Here is a 14,128-nt window from a genome sequence, read left to right as displayed (position 1 = left end):
CCATTGCGCAAGGCTGCCGGCCGGATCATCCCTCCGGCGCTGGACACTGGCTGGGCAGACTGCCTACCAGCTCGGCAGCACCGCGCCCTTGAACTTGGCCAGGACGAATTCCTTCACCTCAGGCGTGTGATAGCTGTCCACCAGCAGCTTGACCCAGGGCTTGTCCTTGTCGGCGGTACGCACGGCGATCAGATTGACATAGGGCCCCTTCGGGTCCTCGCGCAGGATCGGATCCTTGACCGGATCGAGGCCCGCCTGGGTTGCATAATTCGTGTTGATCGCGGCGGCATCGACGTCGTCCAGCGCGCGCGGCGCCTGCGCTGCATCGACCTCGATGAACTTCAGCTTCTTGGGATTCTCGGTGATGTCGAGCACCGTCGGCTTGAAGCCGGTGCCGTCCTTCAGCTTGATCACGCCCTTGTCGCGCAGCAGCAGCAGCACGCGGCCGCCATTGGTCGGATCGTTCGGGATCGAGACCTTGCCGCCCTCGGGGATATCGGCGAAGGCCTTGTGCTTCTTCGAATAGACGCCGATCGGGAAGTTCACGGTCAGGCCGGCAGCCTCGATCTTGTAGCCGCGGTCGGCCTTCTGGTTGTCCAGATACGGCTGGTTCTGGAACGAATTGGCCTGGATCTCGCCGGCATCGAGCGCGGCGTTCGGCACGACATAGTCGGAGAATTCGATGAGCTGGATGTCGAGGCCCTGCTTGGCGGCGACCGGCTTCACCGCCTCGAGGATCTGCGCGTGCGGACCCGGCGTCACGCCGATCTTGATGGTCTCGGCGTAGGCCGCGGCCGACCAGGCGACGAGCACGGTCGAGAGGATCAGGGGGAAGCGAAACGACATCTTGGTCTCCACAGGTCTTCAACAATGATTGGAACCCTATTCGCTTCTCCGCCGTGCGAAATCAATGAAATGGAAATCCATATTGGCTGCCGGGGCGGGCGAGCCTTTCTCCATTGGGCGTGAAACGGGAAACGAATTTTCGGCGACAACGGTCCACTGCGCAAGCGTGACGCGTATCACGGCAAGGCAGCGCGCGCAGAGCGAAACTGGCGGCAGAATTTGCAACAGGACCAGCCAGGAGAGCAGCCATGACCGCCCTCGCCGCGCCAAAGCTCACGACCCAGAACCGGCTCGAATGCTTCGCGCTCTATGCGCTGTTCCAGGGCGTGCCGCTCTATTCCAGCGTCGTGCTGATGATGCAGCTCGTGGCCGCCTCGGAGATCGTGGGCGAGCGCTACGGCGCCACCATCTTCATCGTGCTCGCGGCGAGTTTCCACGGGATGCTGACGCCCTGGCTCGCGCCAAGGTTTCCGCGCTTCTTCCGGCACAACAGCGCGCCGATGTTCGCCGATGCCACGCTGTCCTTCACCGAAAAGGTCTCGCGCTGGCTGGCTGAGCCGAAGACTGCGGTGGAGCTGCTGTCGAATGTGCTGCTGATGTCGGTGCTGGTGATCGGCGTCGCCAGCATCAGGTGAACCAGCCTACCCGGTCCGCCAGGTCGACGGCGACAGCATGATCAGGACGCAGATCGCAGCATAAGCGGCGAGCGACACCGTGACCATGGTGGCGAGCCCCGCCATGCCCGCGCCAAAGCTTGCCACCGCGATCCAGCCGCCTCCGGCCGCGATGAGTATCCGCGCGACCGACGACACGAGCGGGCCCATGGCGCGGCCCGTGCCCTGGACCGCGAAGGACGTCACGAAGCCGAAGCCGAGCGCGGCATAAGCCGGCGCGACGATGCGCAGGTAAGCGATGCCCTCGCTCACCACCTCCGCATCATGGCTGAAGAGGTTGAGCCAGGCCGTCGGATAGATTGCGACGAGCAAGCCGATCGCGCCGGTCATGATCATGCCGACCACGCCGCTGATCCAGCCGATTTTCCGCGCTCGCACCGTCTGGCCTGCGCCCATGTTGACGCCCACCATGGTCAGCGTCGCCGTGCTGACGCCGAATAGCAGCGGAATCATGATGTAATCGAGCCGCGAGGCGATGCCGTAGCCCGCGAGCGCGGAGGTGCCGAACAGGCCGACCGCGCCAGTGACGAGGATGACGGTGAGGTTGGTGAGCACGGCGTTGAACGCGGTGGGGATGCCGACCTTCAGCATGTCGCCGAAGATTTTTGCGCGCAATGGCACGATGTGGAGCTTCAGACCGGTCGTACCCGACGCCATGTAGCGGAGCAGGAACAGCATCGCCGCGCCGTAATAGAGGCCGAAGGCGACGCCGGCGCCGCCGATGCCGAGCCGCGGGATCGGCCCGAATCCGAAAATCAAGGCCGGCGAGACCGGGATGGTCACGATCGCGCCGACCAGCGTCACCAGCGCAGGCACCCTGACATTGCCGGAGCCGCGCAGCGCCGCCGCCTGGAGATTGACAATCCACACCGGAATGGCGCCGGCGAACAGATAATTGGAATAGGTGGTAGCCGCAGCGAGTGCATCGCCCGCTCCTCCGAGGGTGCGATAGAGCCAGGGGCCGCCGAGGATCACGCCGAGCGTGAACACGCCACCGGCAATGATCGCGAGCACCACGGCATGAAACAGCGCCGCCTCGGCGTCATCACGGCGGCCGGCACCGACCGCGCGCGCCACCGAGGATGCAACGCCGGAGCCAAACCCGCCGTTCGACATCATGGTCATCAGCATGAAGATCGGGAACACCAGCGCGGCGCCCGCCAGCGCATCGGTGCCGAGGAAGCCGACATAATAGGCCTCCGCGATGTTCACCGCGGTCTGCGCCACGAGGACGGTGACGGTCGGCAGCGCGAGCTTGAGCAATGTGGGGAGGATCGGCGCATGCAGCAGCGCGGCGCGGCGTTGCTCGGCTGCGCCTGGAGCCGCCGGTGCCGCTGCCTGGCGAAGCGGGGCCGCGGTATGGGCCACGATTGGCGGGGCGGACAGGGCCGTCTCGGCGACATCCTCAACTGACATGGGTTCGGTCCTGTGAATCCGTCGGACCGCCGCATCGGCCGCCCATTGAATTATAACTATAATGTATTATTATGATCGTAATGCAATAGGTTCCGCTGTATAATTTTGGCGGGGGCCGGAAGCCGGGTCGCGGGAGGCGGAATTGGCGCGCTACGACAAGGGACACAGGGACACCACGCGGCGGCACATTCTCGATGTTGCCTCGGCGCAGTTCCGCGAGAGCGGCATCGCCGCGGTCGGCCTCGCCGGCATCATGGCGGAGGCGGGCCTGACCAACGGCGCCTTCTACACGCACTTCGCCTCCAAGGAGGATTTGGTGCGTGAGGTGCTGTGTGACGCGCTGGAACGGCGCGAGCAGCGGCACAAGGACAATCTCGAAAACGGTGTTCCGGTCGAGACCACGATCCGCGACTACCTCTCCCCGCGCCACCGCGACCACGCGGCGGCCGGCTGCCCGACCGCTGCGCTGGCGTCCGAGATCGCGCGGCATCCCAAGGCGACGCGCGATGCCTTCACCGGAAAGATGTCGGACATCATCGCGCTGATGGCGGCGCAGATGCGGGATGGCTCGGCGGCGGAGCGGCGGCGACGCGCGATTTCGGTCTATGCGACCATGGTCGGCGCGCTGCAATTGTCGCGCGCGGTGAACGACAAGAAATTGTCGGAGGAGATTCTGGAGAATGCGATTGAGGCCGCGCTCACGCTTGCGAACAGGCCGTGATGCGTTCGAGACGACGGCCCCCGGACATCTTGCGGCCGCCCAAATCCTGGGGCGGTTCAAGTGTGGCCATTTCCAGGCCGCTGCAATGAATCTCTTGCCGGAGTAACATTACGAAACTTGATGCGCTTGCGCCGGCCGGGTTAGCGTTGCTCGCGGCCTTACAACTTCCCCAAGTTCGTTTAGCTCGCACCGGATCGCCGCCTGAAATGTCTCGGGCGGCGATCCGGCACTCCCGCCGGACGACGGCACTAGATAATTTCGCTTTGCCGAAGTGCCTCGATCGCAGCTGTGTCATAGCCGAGCTCGGCGAGGACACGATCTGTATGCTCGCCGAGAGTCGGCGGGCGGCTCGCGATCTCACCCGGCGTTTCCGACAGCCGCACGGCGGCGCGCGCGACCGGCGCGGGTTTCGGCAGGCCCGGATAATCGACGTCCTGCATGAAACCGGCGGCACGAATGTGCGGATGATCCAGCGCCTGTTGCGGACTCAGCACCGGCCCGGTCGGAATCATCGCACGTCCCAGCGTGTCGACGGCCTCCTGCGTGGTGCGTTCGGCGCACCAGCGCGCCATCCGCTCGCTGATGACGGGGCCGTTGTTGCCGCGGCTGATATCGTCGGCAAAGCGCGGATCGTTCAGCCACTGGTCTTCCTCACCCATCAGCTTGGCCCAGCGCTTGAACAGCGGATGCCCCGTGACCTGGCACAGCACCCAGCCGTCCTTGGTTCGGTAGATGTCGGCGGGCGCGGCGGTCTGGCCGAGATTGCCTGATGGAATGCGGTTGACGTTGATCACCGCCTGCTCGATCAGCGTGGCATTGGTGAAGGACAGCGCGGTCGCAAGCAACGCGCCTTCGACGATCTGCCCGCGCCCGGATTTCGCACGTTCCATCAGCGCCGCGAGCGTACCGAAGGCGCAGTGCAGCGCGGTTCCGAAATCGACCCAGTTCACCGCGGCCCGGTACGGCGGATCGCCGGCGCCGGTCATGTACACCGAACCCGACATGACCTGGCCGACGCCGTCGAAGCCGACGCGGTCGGACCAGGGCCCCGGCCCGCCGAACGCGGTTGCGGTCGTCAGGATGATGTCGGGCTTGGTCGCCTTCAGCGAGTCGTAATCGAGCTTCATCGCGCGCAGGGTCTGCGGCGGCAAATTGGCGACGACCACGTCCGCGGTCGCAATCAGGCGGCGCATCACCTCCTGCCCTTCCGGCTTCATCGGATCGAGCGTGATGCACTTCTTGTTGCGGTTGACCTGGAGGAACAGTGCGCCTTCGCCGCCTTCACCGACCGGCGCCACGAAGCGATCCTCGCTGCCGTCGCGCTTTTCGACGCGGATGACCTCGGCCCCGAATTCGGCCAGCAAGGTCGCGCAATAGGGACCCGCGATATAGCGCCCGAAATCCAGGACGCGCACGCCTTCGAGAACTCCCCCCATCGATCTCTTCCCTTATGCCTTTTGCCCAGATTACCGGGACTGACGACCACGGCAAGGCGGCAACGGGCATGGCGCCCGGCCCTCGATATGTGATCGGCGGACAGTTTCGGCTGGCAGAAATTCTGCTCTAGTATGACCGATCCGTCCCTTAAGCCGGAGCGCACAGCCATGCCGCAACAATTCGATCGATCCGCAGAAGATCTCGGCAACGCCATCCATCTCGAGCACGTCAACATCCAGGTCCCGGATCAGCGCCTGGCGACGTTATTCTACGTCGCGGGACTTGGGCTCACCCGCGATCCCTATCTGATGGTGTCCGACACCAACATGTGGATCAACGCCGGACGGAGCCAGTTTCATCTGCCGAGTGGCAGGCCGCAGGTGCTGCGCGGCCATACCGGCCTTGTCATCGAGGGACGCGAGGCACTGCTGCAACGGCTGGCGTCGGTCGCGAAGAAGCTCGAAGGCACGGCATTCACGTTCGCCGAATACAACGACCATGTCGAGGCCGTCTGTCCGTGGGGCAACCGCATGCGCGTCCATGAGCCGGATGCGGCCCGCTTCGGGCGCATCACGCTCGGCATTCCCTATGTCGAGTTCGATGTGCCGGTCGGAACGGCGCCGGCGATTTGCGCCTTCTATCCCGACATCATGGGCATGCCCGCGGCTTTGCGAAACGGCGACGGCACGGTTGCGGCGGTGAAGACGGGCCGCGACCAGCATCTGCTGTTCCGCGAGACCGATCGGCCGCAGGGCGACTATGACGGGCACCATGTGCAGATGTACATCACCGACTTCTCGGGGCCCTACCGCAAGCTGCTCGCACGCGACCTGATCTCCCGCGAGGACAATCAATATCAGTACCGCTTCTGCGACATCGTCGATCTCGACAGCGGCAAGACGCTGTTCACGGTCGAGCACGAGGTGCGCAGCGCAACCCACCCGATGTTCATGCGGCCGATGGTCAATCGCAATCCATTGGTCACCAATCGCAACTACGCGTTCGGCCACGATCAGACCTCATGGGCGATGGGTCCGGACCTCTACGACGGATAGCGGCAGCACCGTTCTGTCGCACGCGTCTTCGCGCCGGCGAATCGGCGCCACAAAAAGAAAAGCCCCGGCGGTTTCCCGCCGGGGCTAAAGTCAGGTCGTTAGACCGATCTTACCAGTTGCGCTGAGCGCGGAGGATCATGGCGATCGAGTCCTGATCCTTCAGCTCGTAGGTCGCGGCCGGCTTGGCGGTCGTGACGGCCGGAGCGATGCCAACCGTGCCGGAATACTTCTGGTCGAGGTGCGTCCAGGAGAGGTCGGCCGAGAAGGTCAGGTTCTTGACGGGGGTCCAGCGAGTGACGATACCCATCTGGCCGATCGCGAAGTCCGGGTTACAGCCGGTGACACCAGCCAGGCCGCCGAACACGCCGCCAGCACCGCCAGCGCCGCAGAGGGTGGTCTTGGCCAGCGTACCGAACTGAGCCTGAGCGTAGGCACCGTAGAGCGCCGAGTTCCAGTAGGCATCCCAGTTATGGGTGTAAGCGCCGCGGAAGCCCCAGGTCTTGACGGTTTCCTGCGAGCTGCCGGTCACGAACACCGTGTCAGGAGCATTGGCGAAGCCGACGCTGCCGTAGGCACCAGCAGAACTCGAGTTACCGAACAGCGAGTAGCTGCTGCCCGACAGGTTCTGGAAGTTGTAGCGGGTCGCGCCATCGGTGTAGACGCCCTGGATGTTGATCGTGTCACCCGCGCCGGTCGGGATGTTCTTGATCGACAGAGCGAGCTGCACGGCCCAACCCCACTTGTCGTCGGGGTGGCCGGTGGTCTCGGTCGCACCGTAGTAACCGACGTGGTTGTCATGCGCAGCCACCGACGCCTGGAAGAGGCCCCAGGCCTGGTCGACACGCACCTGAGCGACGAGGTTCGGCGAACGCGACCCGCCGATGGCGTTGGTGCCGTACGAACCACCGAGCATGCCACCCGCGGTCGCGCCGGTCATGTTGAGGTTGCCGGCCTGATAGTACTGGGTCGTATCTTCAGCCGAGAACGACGCCGTCACGCCCTGACCAAAGTCAGCGGTGTAGGTGAACTGGTTGACACCGGTGACCGTGCCGCTGCCGCCGACGAGGTTGTCGGTGATGTTGCCGGGATAGTTGGTCCAGGGCGCGTCGAACTGCGACACGGCCTTACCCATCGTGAAGCCAGCGAACTGGATGAAGGCGTAGTACACGCCGAGCGCACCACCCGAGGTGTTGCCGTCGGTGCTGTTGACGTTGCCGCTGCCCGAACCGACGAGGCCGGTGCCCGCTGCGTTGAGACCGAGCGTACCGCTGTACTGGGTTGCGCCCGTTCCCGAACCGGTCGGGGTATAGTTGCCGCTCGTCCAGGTGAACACGCCTTCGAAGAAGGTGCGGACCACGCCGTACTCGGTCGCGGTGCGGGTGTCGATGTTGAGGTCTTCACGAGCGCGCATCGTGTAGTAGTTCATCATGCGGTTGCGTGCACCGGCAGTACCGCTCTGGTTCGGATTGAAGTCCGAATTGGTACCGAGGTTCAAATCGGCGCGCACGTAGCCACCGAGCTTGATGCAGGTGTCGGTGCCCGGGATGTAGTAGAAGCCGGCGCCGTACAGCGAGCAGATCTTCACGTACTCGACCGCCTTGGCCTTCACGGGAAGATCGGCGGCGAACGCACCGGAGGCGGCCATCAGGCCGGCAGCCGTGCCGAGAAGAAGCGTCTTCGTAAACTTCATTAGTAAACCTCCAGGTCGGTTCAGGGGGCCCGGCTCCTGGACGGAGGCCGCTCTACCCTCTTTAATTTCCGTTCAATTCAGATCCGCACTGAGGGTCCGGACTGAAACGACAGCGAGGTGCCCCCCCTCCGTCGTGGCTTCACATATAGTTTATAAAAACAACTGCCTCAATTTATTGATTTGATGAATCGCAAGTTCGAGGGGCGATGTTGCTTGCGAGCAACAGGAAGCCGGCGAGGCAGCCGCAAACTCCTGTATTTCAAAAGAAAAAGCCCTCAGGGGGCATCCCGAGGGCTTTCTTGGAGGTCTCGCATCGCTGTCCGTCGACAAGGTCAAGAGCAGCAAGATTGAGTATGATGAGGCGTAATTTACTTAATTGTTTTTTGCAAGCATTTAATGGCCAGACGATTCCAACCTTTTGGTGTCTAGACTATCGTCGGTGCGCGATGTTGGAGACGCCTCCCCAATATCCCATTACAAGACAGTTATAAGACAAGGGGGGAAAGCCACATGATCGAGAAGAAACTCGACAGGGCAATTACGGACTTCATCTGGAACGTCGTCGAGATCAACTCTCAACTGGAAGATATCCATACCAGTTGGGCCAGACTGCTGGGCATTACCGAGCCGCAGTGGTTGATCTTGATGGCCATCACTGAACTGGACGAGGGACAGGGTGTCGCTGGAATCGACATTGCGAACAAGCTGCGCGTTCACCCGGCCTTTGTGACCAACCAGACCAAGACTCTCGAAAAGAGCGGCTTCCTGTCGCGGCGTCCGGGCGCGGACGACGCACGCTTCGTCCTGATGTCGCTGACGCCAAAGGCGACGGCGGACATCGAGAAGCTCTCCAAGCGAAAGCTCGCCCTGAACTCGACCATGTTCAACGACCTCGACGAGAAGACCTTGGCGACCCTGAACGCCGCGCTTGCAACGATCGCCAAGAACGCCCGACTGGCAGCACGATTGCTGGCCATCGACATCTCGTAGCTCGAACCGCCGAGAACGCTCGCGGCTAGAGATAGGCAAGAGGATCGAGCTGACGGGCAGGCCCGAACTTGTCGTCGAACCAATCGAAAACGAAATCGTCCACGGCAACGAAATTTTCGACCTCTCCCAAAGGGCTCCGGATCGCGTTCGGGATGACGACCGAACAATGCGCCCCGGACTGGCGGTAGGCGGCTTGCAGTTCGAGCGCGTCCTCTTCCCGCACCATCGAGCGACGCCCGACCGCCACGAGAATCGGGCAGGGCACGCGACGCGCCGTCGGCAGCGACCGCGTCGGGCCGCCGCCACCGACCTCATGCCAGACACCGGTTATCCAGCGAACTGACGCGCGAAGCCGATGCGAGGCCCAAAAACCACCGTCACATACCGCAGCGGCGATCCTGCGATCCGAACAGGCGAGGCGTGAAGCGTGGCTGGCGCCCGCCCCTTCGCCATAAACACCGATACGATTTGAATCGACGTCCGGGCGACCGTCCAGATAGTCGAGCCAGCAACCAAGAGCATACTCGGGCCTGGGTGAGCGAGAAACGGATGCATTGCGGCCGTCGACGATCAGGAGCGACACTCCTCGGCCAGGCAAGGCCGGAAGCAACCGCGCCAACATCGCGCTCAGATCGGCTTCCTCGTCGCCGACACAGATGACCGCGGGTGCGGAAGCACCATTGCAAGCCGCCGAGACAAAGAAGCCCTCGAGCATCCCTTGATCAAGATAGTCGATTTCCACGCGCTCAATCCGCTTGGCCCAGCGATCTCCGAGCTTGCCAAGGCTAAGGCCGATCTTATCCGCGAGAACGATGCCTGCAGCCTCTTCGGAGCAGGACAGACTTCTTGCGACTTCGAGCGCCGTCATCGCACACAGATAGGATTCGCTTACAAATCGAGACGGACCAGCCTCGCCCGCGGATTCGGCGAGCACGAGGTAGTCGTCACCTATTCTCGCCCAATCCGACACCCATCTTTGCCTCTGCGCCTCACGCGCGAGTTCGGCGACCGGCAGCCTTTCAAAAAATGCGGAGGCTCGTTCGCGAAGGTGTGCCAGGCTGCCAGAGGCGCCGTCACAGAAGCTGTGGGGCAGATGATCCCCGTCCATCTCTCGTCTCCCAAGCGGCGCTGTTAGCGGCTACTCGGGCTCGCCGGATTCGCGTCGTCGACTGGTGTACTCTTGCAGTATCATCAGAGCAATTCCGATGCCACATCCCGTCGGCTCACGCAGGACGGCATGCGCTGCGCGCGAAGAGTGCTACAAGATGACGCACCAAGTCATGTCGACACCTTGTTTTGCTCTCGCTCTCGAAATCTTCCGCCGCGACAATCGAAAAAACAGAACGATGTTTCGTGAGAAGGCGCGACAGCGATCTGCGCACACCACAAATTGATTTGGCCGCGCGCTGGAGCACTCATTCCGCTGCATCTGGCGTATCAGGACACCGGGCGCTCCAACGCGAAGCGGTTGATTCATGAGCACGCTGCCCAAAGAACAAGCCAGCACCGAGTCCACCGATTCCGAGCGCAAATCCGAAACGATCTGACACCGTATATCCCACGAACAACCCTCGCGTTCAGTACAGCGCTCTGCACGCGCGCGATGCGCTCGTCCGCCTGCTTGATCGTGTCCATCGAGGATCGCAGTCAACAGCGCACAGCGTCGTCGCGACACGCCTTGTCGAGCCTGATGCTGTCGCCGAAAGGACCGATCGCTCACCAGCGCATGCGCGGCGGTGGCTTGGCGGATCGACGATGGATGCGACGAGATCTGCGATTGCAGCCCGTTGATCGCAGCAATCAACGGCGCGGGTCCTCGCCCTTGCGCGGATTCGCACATTTCGCCGCAGGGCATCCCGGCAATGTCGGCATTGCTGCCTGGCCCGCGATGAAACATGATGGGTAGCCGGTGACGACTTGTCTTCGAGGTGCATCCGATGAACGAAAACGAAATCCTTCAGCGCATCGCGGACGTGAAGCAGGGCACGCTGTCGCGGCGCTCGTTCATCCAGACCATGGCTGCGGTCGGGATCGCAGCGCCCGTCGCGAGCCAGATCCTGCTCTGGAACGACGTGGCGATGGCGGATGCCACGCTTCCCTACAAGCCGACCAAGGCCGGCGGCGGCGGCCCGCTGAAAATCCTGATCTGGCAGGCCCCGACCCTGCTCAATCCGCATTTCGCGCTCGGCACCAAGGACCAGGTCGCCTCGCGCATCTTCTTCGAGCCGCTCGCCGGCTGGGACAAGGAAGGCAACCTCATCCCGTGCCTTGCCGCCGAGGTCCCGACCAAGGCGAACGGCGGCCTCTCGGCAGACGGCACGACCGTGACCTGGAAACTGAAGCAAGGCGTGAAGTGGCATGACGGCAAGCCCTTCACCGCCGACGACGTCGTCTTTACCTGGGCCTACGCCGCCGATCTCGCGACCGCCGCCTACACCACGGGGTCCTACCAGAATATCAAGGTCGAGAAGATCGACGATTACACCGTCAAGGTGATCTTCAAGGCTCCGACGCCGTTCTGGGCCGACCCCTTCGTCGGCTCGGTCGGCCAGATCCTGCCCAAGCATCATTTCGGCGACTATGCCGGCGCGAAGTCGCGCGACGCACCAGGCAATCTGAAGCCCGTCGGCACGGGCCCGTACAAATTCGTCGAGTTCAAGCCGGGCGACCTGCTCACGGCCGAGCGCAATCCGGACTATCACGTCAAGAGCCAGCCGCATTTCGACACGCTCGAGCTCAAGGGCGGCGGCGACGCCGTCTCCGCGGCGCGCGCGGTGCTGCAGACCGGCGAATACGATTATGCCTGGAACCTGCTGGTGGAAGACGAGGTCCTCAAGCGCATGGAGGCGAGCGGGAAAGGCAAGGTGGAATTCACGACCTCCGGCGGCGTCGAATTCATCATCCTCAACACGACGGACCCGTGGACCGAGGTCGACGGCGAACGCTCCAGCGTCAAGACAAAACACCCGTCGCTGTCCGATCCGGCCGTGCGCCGGGCCTTCAACCTGCTGATCGACCGCGAGGCGATCCAGAAATTCATCTATGGTCGCGGCGGCATCGCGACCGCGAGCTTCGTCAACCAGCCCTCGCAGTTCAAGTCGGGCAAGCTGAAATACGAGTTCGATATCGACAAGGCGAACAAAATTCTGGACGAGGCCGGCTGGAAGAAGGGCGCGGATGGCATCCGCGCCAAGGACGGCAAACAGCTCAAATACGTCTTCCAGACCTCGATCAACGCCCCGCGCCAGAAAACGCAAGCCATCATCAAGCAGGCCTGCCAGAAGGCCGGCATCGACATCGAGCTCAAATCGGTCACCGCATCGGTGTTCTTCTCGTCGGATGTCGGCAACCCCGACACCTACTCGAAACTCTATTGCGACATGGAGATGTACAACACGACGCAGCCGCAGCCCGATCCGGAGCGGTTCCTGAACCAGTGCGTCTCCTGGGAAATCTCGACCAAGGACAACAAATGGCTCGGCCGCAACGTGTCGCGCTGGTCCGACCCTGAAGCGGACAAGGCCTACAAGGATGCGCAGAAGGAGCTCGATCCGGTCAAGCGCGCCGCGCTGCTGATCAAGGTCAACGAGGCCTTCTGCGAGGCCAACGTGTTGGTGCCGCTCGTCTCGCGCAACGTCGTCGGCGCCAACGTCAACAGCCTGATGGCGGACATCTCGGGGTGGGACGTCACGACCTGGAATCTGGGAAGCTGGTATCGCAGCTGAGGCCAGGACGGGCCTGAGCGGACGGCGCCCCCGCGCTCCCGTTGGCGCATCCGGCTTGCGCTCATCCGGCTTGCCGCTTCGGGCTACTTGCCGCTGCCCTGCGCTGAGGAGCCGGACGTCTGGTTGCCCGTCGCGGGCTGGCCCGTCCGATCCCTGCCGGGACTGACCCCGCCGGCGGCATTGTTGCCGTAGCTGTTGCCCTGGTTGGTGTTGACCGTGCCGCTGACGTTGGTGCCAGCGGTGCCCTGCACGCTCGAGGAGTTGGTGGTCGTCTGTCCCGCCGCCGACCCGCCCGAATTGCTCTGCGCGAGGGCAAACGGCAGGCTGCCGAACATCAGGCTCAGAAACATCGCGATGAACTTCATGGCCTATCTGGGCTCCTTTTTTCGAAACGGATCGGCGGCCTCGTCGTAGCCGCGACGGCTGCTGAAGAACATCAGGGCCATCAATCCGCAGCCGATCACGAGCGAGAAGAACGATCCGAGGCCGAGTGCGATCCAGCCGTTCTCGTCCATGGCGACGTCATCCACGCCGTTGCTCGCATTCCAGGCCCAGACGATGCCGACCACCGCGAGGGCGAGCATCGCGCACAACGCAACGATGAGAATCGCCTGACCAACACTGAGGCTTCGCATGGGCCGCTCCTTCGACCGGCAACCGCAGCGGCATGCGGCGGTTCCTAAAACAGTTTCGCGCCAGGCCGACTCTTCTGTGGGATTCGCAAGCTCGTCTTCGCGGTGTGTGGTTCAGGTCACAGCGGAATCGGGCGGCTTCGCCTAGAAAGTACGCGCATGGCCGCAAACAAGGTAACGGCGGTACGCATGAGGCTGGGTAGACGATCAACAGCTACGGACCTTTGAAGCCGCTGGAGTGAAGAACCCGGCGGCTTTTCTCTGTTCCGGGTCACCTCAGTGCCAGGTGGTATCGGGTTCGACGATCACGACCCGCGTTTCGGGGTCCTCGGTCGTGTTGCAGGTGCAGGGCATCCCCTCGCCGCAGCGGCAGCCGCCCAGCTCTTCACTCCAGGCCCGGAGCGGATGGTTCGCGCAGACCCATCCCAGCCCGAAGCAGAACGGGCATGCCTTGTCGGTCACAGCGTATCCGGCGTCCGCATGGGGTTCGACCTGTCCCGGTTGCGCAGCTCCTGCTCGGCGGCGTGCCAGAACTCGTCCTCCCGGCCTGCGGGCCTGCCGGCTTGCTGCCATAATTCGTGCGCGCGTTCTCTGATGTCCTGCTCAGTCGGCTCAGGCATGGCATCTCCTGCGAAAAGCCACGGCCCCGCCCAGGGGGTATGGGGGCTTGGAGGCGGGGCCGTGCAGACCAGCCATCGGCGGCGACGCTGGCCCGCGGATTCAAGCCACGATCATGCGCAAGAGTTCCTGTAGGACCGGAGGCCGCCAGGCGGCATTCATGTCGAGCGGTATTTTCGTGCTGGCGTCGTTTTTAAACAGCAGACATGGCCTTGCATTCTCGCGGCACGTTTCGCCCGAGCTTTGCTTGATCTCTCCACCCTCAAGTCCAAGAGGGTGCAGGGAAGGCCGGGTGCTGACCTCGCACCCGCGGTCTGCTGCGCG

At 63.3% G+C, this 14,128-nt stretch carries 15 protein-coding genes; 5 read left to right on the top strand and 10 right to left on the bottom strand.

Annotated features, from left to right (window positions below; genetic code table 11):
• Positions 1-63: 63 nt before the first annotated feature.
• The gene (locus IVB29_RS20305) at positions 64-858 is read right to left on the bottom strand and encodes a MetQ/NlpA family ABC transporter substrate-binding protein (protein WP_247505166.1); all 795 of its coding nucleotides are present in this window, start codon (positions 856-858) and stop codon (positions 64-66) included.
• Positions 859-1,094: 236 nt separating this feature from the next.
• On the opposite strand from IVB29_RS20305, the gene IVB29_RS20300 reads away from it, so the two are divergent.
• Positions 1,095-1,481 carry a hypothetical protein gene (locus tag IVB29_RS20300; protein ID WP_247505165.1) on the top strand — a complete coding sequence of 129 codons (387 nt, stop codon included), beginning with the start codon at positions 1,095-1,097 and terminating at the stop codon, positions 1,479-1,481.
• Between the two features lie 6 nt (positions 1,482-1,487).
• On the opposite strand, the gene IVB29_RS20295 is transcribed toward IVB29_RS20300, so the two are convergent.
• Positions 1,488-2,936 carry an MATE family efflux transporter gene (locus tag IVB29_RS20295; RefSeq protein WP_247505164.1) on the bottom strand — a complete coding sequence of 483 codons (1,449 nt, stop codon included), beginning with the start codon at positions 2,934-2,936 and terminating at the stop codon, positions 1,488-1,490.
• Between the two features lie 142 nt (positions 2,937-3,078).
• On the opposite strand from IVB29_RS20295, the gene IVB29_RS20290 reads away from it, so the two are divergent.
• On the top strand, positions 3,079-3,657 hold the full coding sequence (locus IVB29_RS20290) for a TetR family transcriptional regulator (RefSeq protein ID WP_247505163.1): 579 nt from the start codon (positions 3,079-3,081) through the stop codon (positions 3,655-3,657).
• Between the two features lie 248 nt (positions 3,658-3,905).
• On the opposite strand, the gene IVB29_RS20285 is transcribed toward IVB29_RS20290, so the two are convergent.
• Entirely contained in the window at positions 3,906-5,093 is a 1,188-nt protein-coding gene (locus IVB29_RS20285; RefSeq protein ID WP_247505162.1) for a CoA transferase, read from the bottom strand.
• 168 nt (positions 5,094-5,261) lie between these two features.
• Here IVB29_RS20285 and IVB29_RS20280 point away from each other — a divergent pair, with 168 nt between their 5' ends.
• Entirely contained in the window at positions 5,262-6,149 is an 888-nt protein-coding gene (locus tag IVB29_RS20280) for a hypothetical protein (RefSeq protein WP_247505161.1), read from the top strand.
• Positions 6,150-6,258: 109 nt separating this feature from the next.
• On the opposite strand, the gene IVB29_RS20275 is transcribed toward IVB29_RS20280, so the two are convergent.
• Complete coding sequence (locus tag IVB29_RS20275) at positions 6,259-7,839, bottom strand: porin (RefSeq protein ID WP_247505160.1); 1,581 nt, start codon at positions 7,837-7,839, stop codon at positions 6,259-6,261.
• A gap of 510 nt (positions 7,840-8,349) precedes the next feature.
• Between IVB29_RS20275 and IVB29_RS20270 the strand changes: the two genes are divergently transcribed.
• Positions 8,350-8,829 carry a MarR family transcriptional regulator gene (locus IVB29_RS20270; RefSeq protein WP_247505159.1) on the top strand — a complete coding sequence of 160 codons (480 nt, stop codon included), beginning with the start codon at positions 8,350-8,352 and terminating at the stop codon, positions 8,827-8,829.
• A 25-nt stretch (positions 8,830-8,854) separates the two neighbouring features.
• Here IVB29_RS20270 and IVB29_RS20265 read toward each other — a convergent pair whose 3' ends face one another.
• Positions 8,855-9,937, bottom strand: coding sequence for an alpha/beta hydrolase (locus IVB29_RS20265; protein WP_247505158.1), 1,083 nt, complete (start codon positions 9,935-9,937; stop codon positions 8,855-8,857).
• An 829-nt stretch (positions 9,938-10,766) separates the two neighbouring features.
• On the opposite strand from IVB29_RS20265, the gene IVB29_RS20260 reads away from it, so the two are divergent.
• On the top strand, positions 10,767-12,554 hold the full coding sequence (locus IVB29_RS20260; RefSeq protein ID WP_247505157.1) for a peptide ABC transporter substrate-binding protein: 1,788 nt from the start codon (positions 10,767-10,769) through the stop codon (positions 12,552-12,554).
• A gap of 83 nt (positions 12,555-12,637) precedes the next feature.
• On the opposite strand, the gene IVB29_RS20255 is transcribed toward IVB29_RS20260, so the two are convergent.
• The 5 genes from IVB29_RS20255 to IVB29_RS20235 form a co-directional block, all read right to left on the bottom strand.
• Positions 12,638-12,919 (bottom strand): hypothetical protein, encoded by a 282-nt coding sequence (locus IVB29_RS20255; protein WP_247505156.1) that lies wholly within the window; start codon positions 12,917-12,919, stop codon positions 12,638-12,640.
• A gap of 3 nt (positions 12,920-12,922) precedes the next feature.
• A complete protein-coding gene (locus IVB29_RS20250) occupies positions 12,923-13,189 on the bottom strand; it encodes a hypothetical protein (protein ID WP_247505155.1) in 267 nt (88 codons plus the stop codon).
• Between the two features lie 273 nt (positions 13,190-13,462).
• Complete coding sequence (locus tag IVB29_RS20245) at positions 13,463-13,648, bottom strand: hypothetical protein (protein WP_247505154.1); 186 nt, start codon at positions 13,646-13,648, stop codon at positions 13,463-13,465.
• On the bottom strand, positions 13,645-13,806 hold the full coding sequence (locus tag IVB29_RS20240) for a DUF2934 domain-containing protein (RefSeq protein ID WP_247505153.1): 162 nt from the start codon (positions 13,804-13,806) through the stop codon (positions 13,645-13,647). Before IVB29_RS20240 ends, IVB29_RS20245 begins: the two co-directional genes overlap by 4 nt.
• 100 nt (positions 13,807-13,906) lie before the next feature.
• On the bottom strand, positions 13,907-14,128 hold a 222-nt coding region (locus IVB29_RS20235), incomplete at its 5' end, for a hypothetical protein (protein WP_247505152.1).

The sequence above is a fragment of the Bradyrhizobium sp. 1 genome (assembly GCF_023073315.1).
In the GTDB taxonomy this organism is placed as follows: domain Bacteria; phylum Pseudomonadota; class Alphaproteobacteria; order Rhizobiales; family Xanthobacteraceae; genus Bradyrhizobium.
The sequence above is the reverse complement of the archived record's forward strand: the minus strand, read 5'-3'. Positions and strand labels throughout refer to the sequence as shown.

Excerpts from the sequence above, each read along its gene's own strand:
- IVB29_RS20250 (WP_247505155.1), bottom strand. The coding sequence starts at position 13,189 with ATGCGAAGCCTCAGTGTTGGTCAGGCGATTCTCATCGTTGCGTTGTGC.
- IVB29_RS20300 (WP_247505165.1), top strand. The coding sequence starts at position 1,095 with ATGACCGCCCTCGCCGCGCCAAAGCTCACGACCCAGAACCGGCTCGAA.
- IVB29_RS20265 (WP_247505158.1), bottom strand. The coding sequence starts at position 9,937 with ATGGACGGGGATCATCTGCCCCACAGCTTCTGTGACGGCGCCTCTGGC.
- IVB29_RS20270 (WP_247505159.1), top strand. The coding sequence starts at position 8,350 with ATGATCGAGAAGAAACTCGACAGGGCAATTACGGACTTCATCTGGAAC.
- IVB29_RS20285 (WP_247505162.1), bottom strand. The coding sequence starts at position 5,093 with ATGGGGGGAGTTCTCGAAGGCGTGCGCGTCCTGGATTTCGGGCGCTAT.
- IVB29_RS20260 (WP_247505157.1), top strand. The coding sequence starts at position 10,767 with ATGAACGAAAACGAAATCCTTCAGCGCATCGCGGACGTGAAGCAGGGC.
- IVB29_RS20255 (WP_247505156.1), bottom strand. The coding sequence starts at position 12,919 with ATGAAGTTCATCGCGATGTTTCTGAGCCTGATGTTCGGCAGCCTGCCG.
- IVB29_RS20295 (WP_247505164.1), bottom strand. The coding sequence starts at position 2,936 with ATGTCAGTTGAGGATGTCGCCGAGACGGCCCTGTCCGCCCCGCCAATC.
- IVB29_RS20275 (WP_247505160.1), bottom strand. The coding sequence starts at position 7,839 with ATGAAGTTTACGAAGACGCTTCTTCTCGGCACGGCTGCCGGCCTGATG.
- IVB29_RS20240 (WP_247505153.1), bottom strand. The coding sequence starts at position 13,806 with ATGCCTGAGCCGACTGAGCAGGACATCAGAGAACGCGCGCACGAATTA.
- IVB29_RS20280 (WP_247505161.1), top strand. The coding sequence starts at position 5,262 with ATGCCGCAACAATTCGATCGATCCGCAGAAGATCTCGGCAACGCCATC.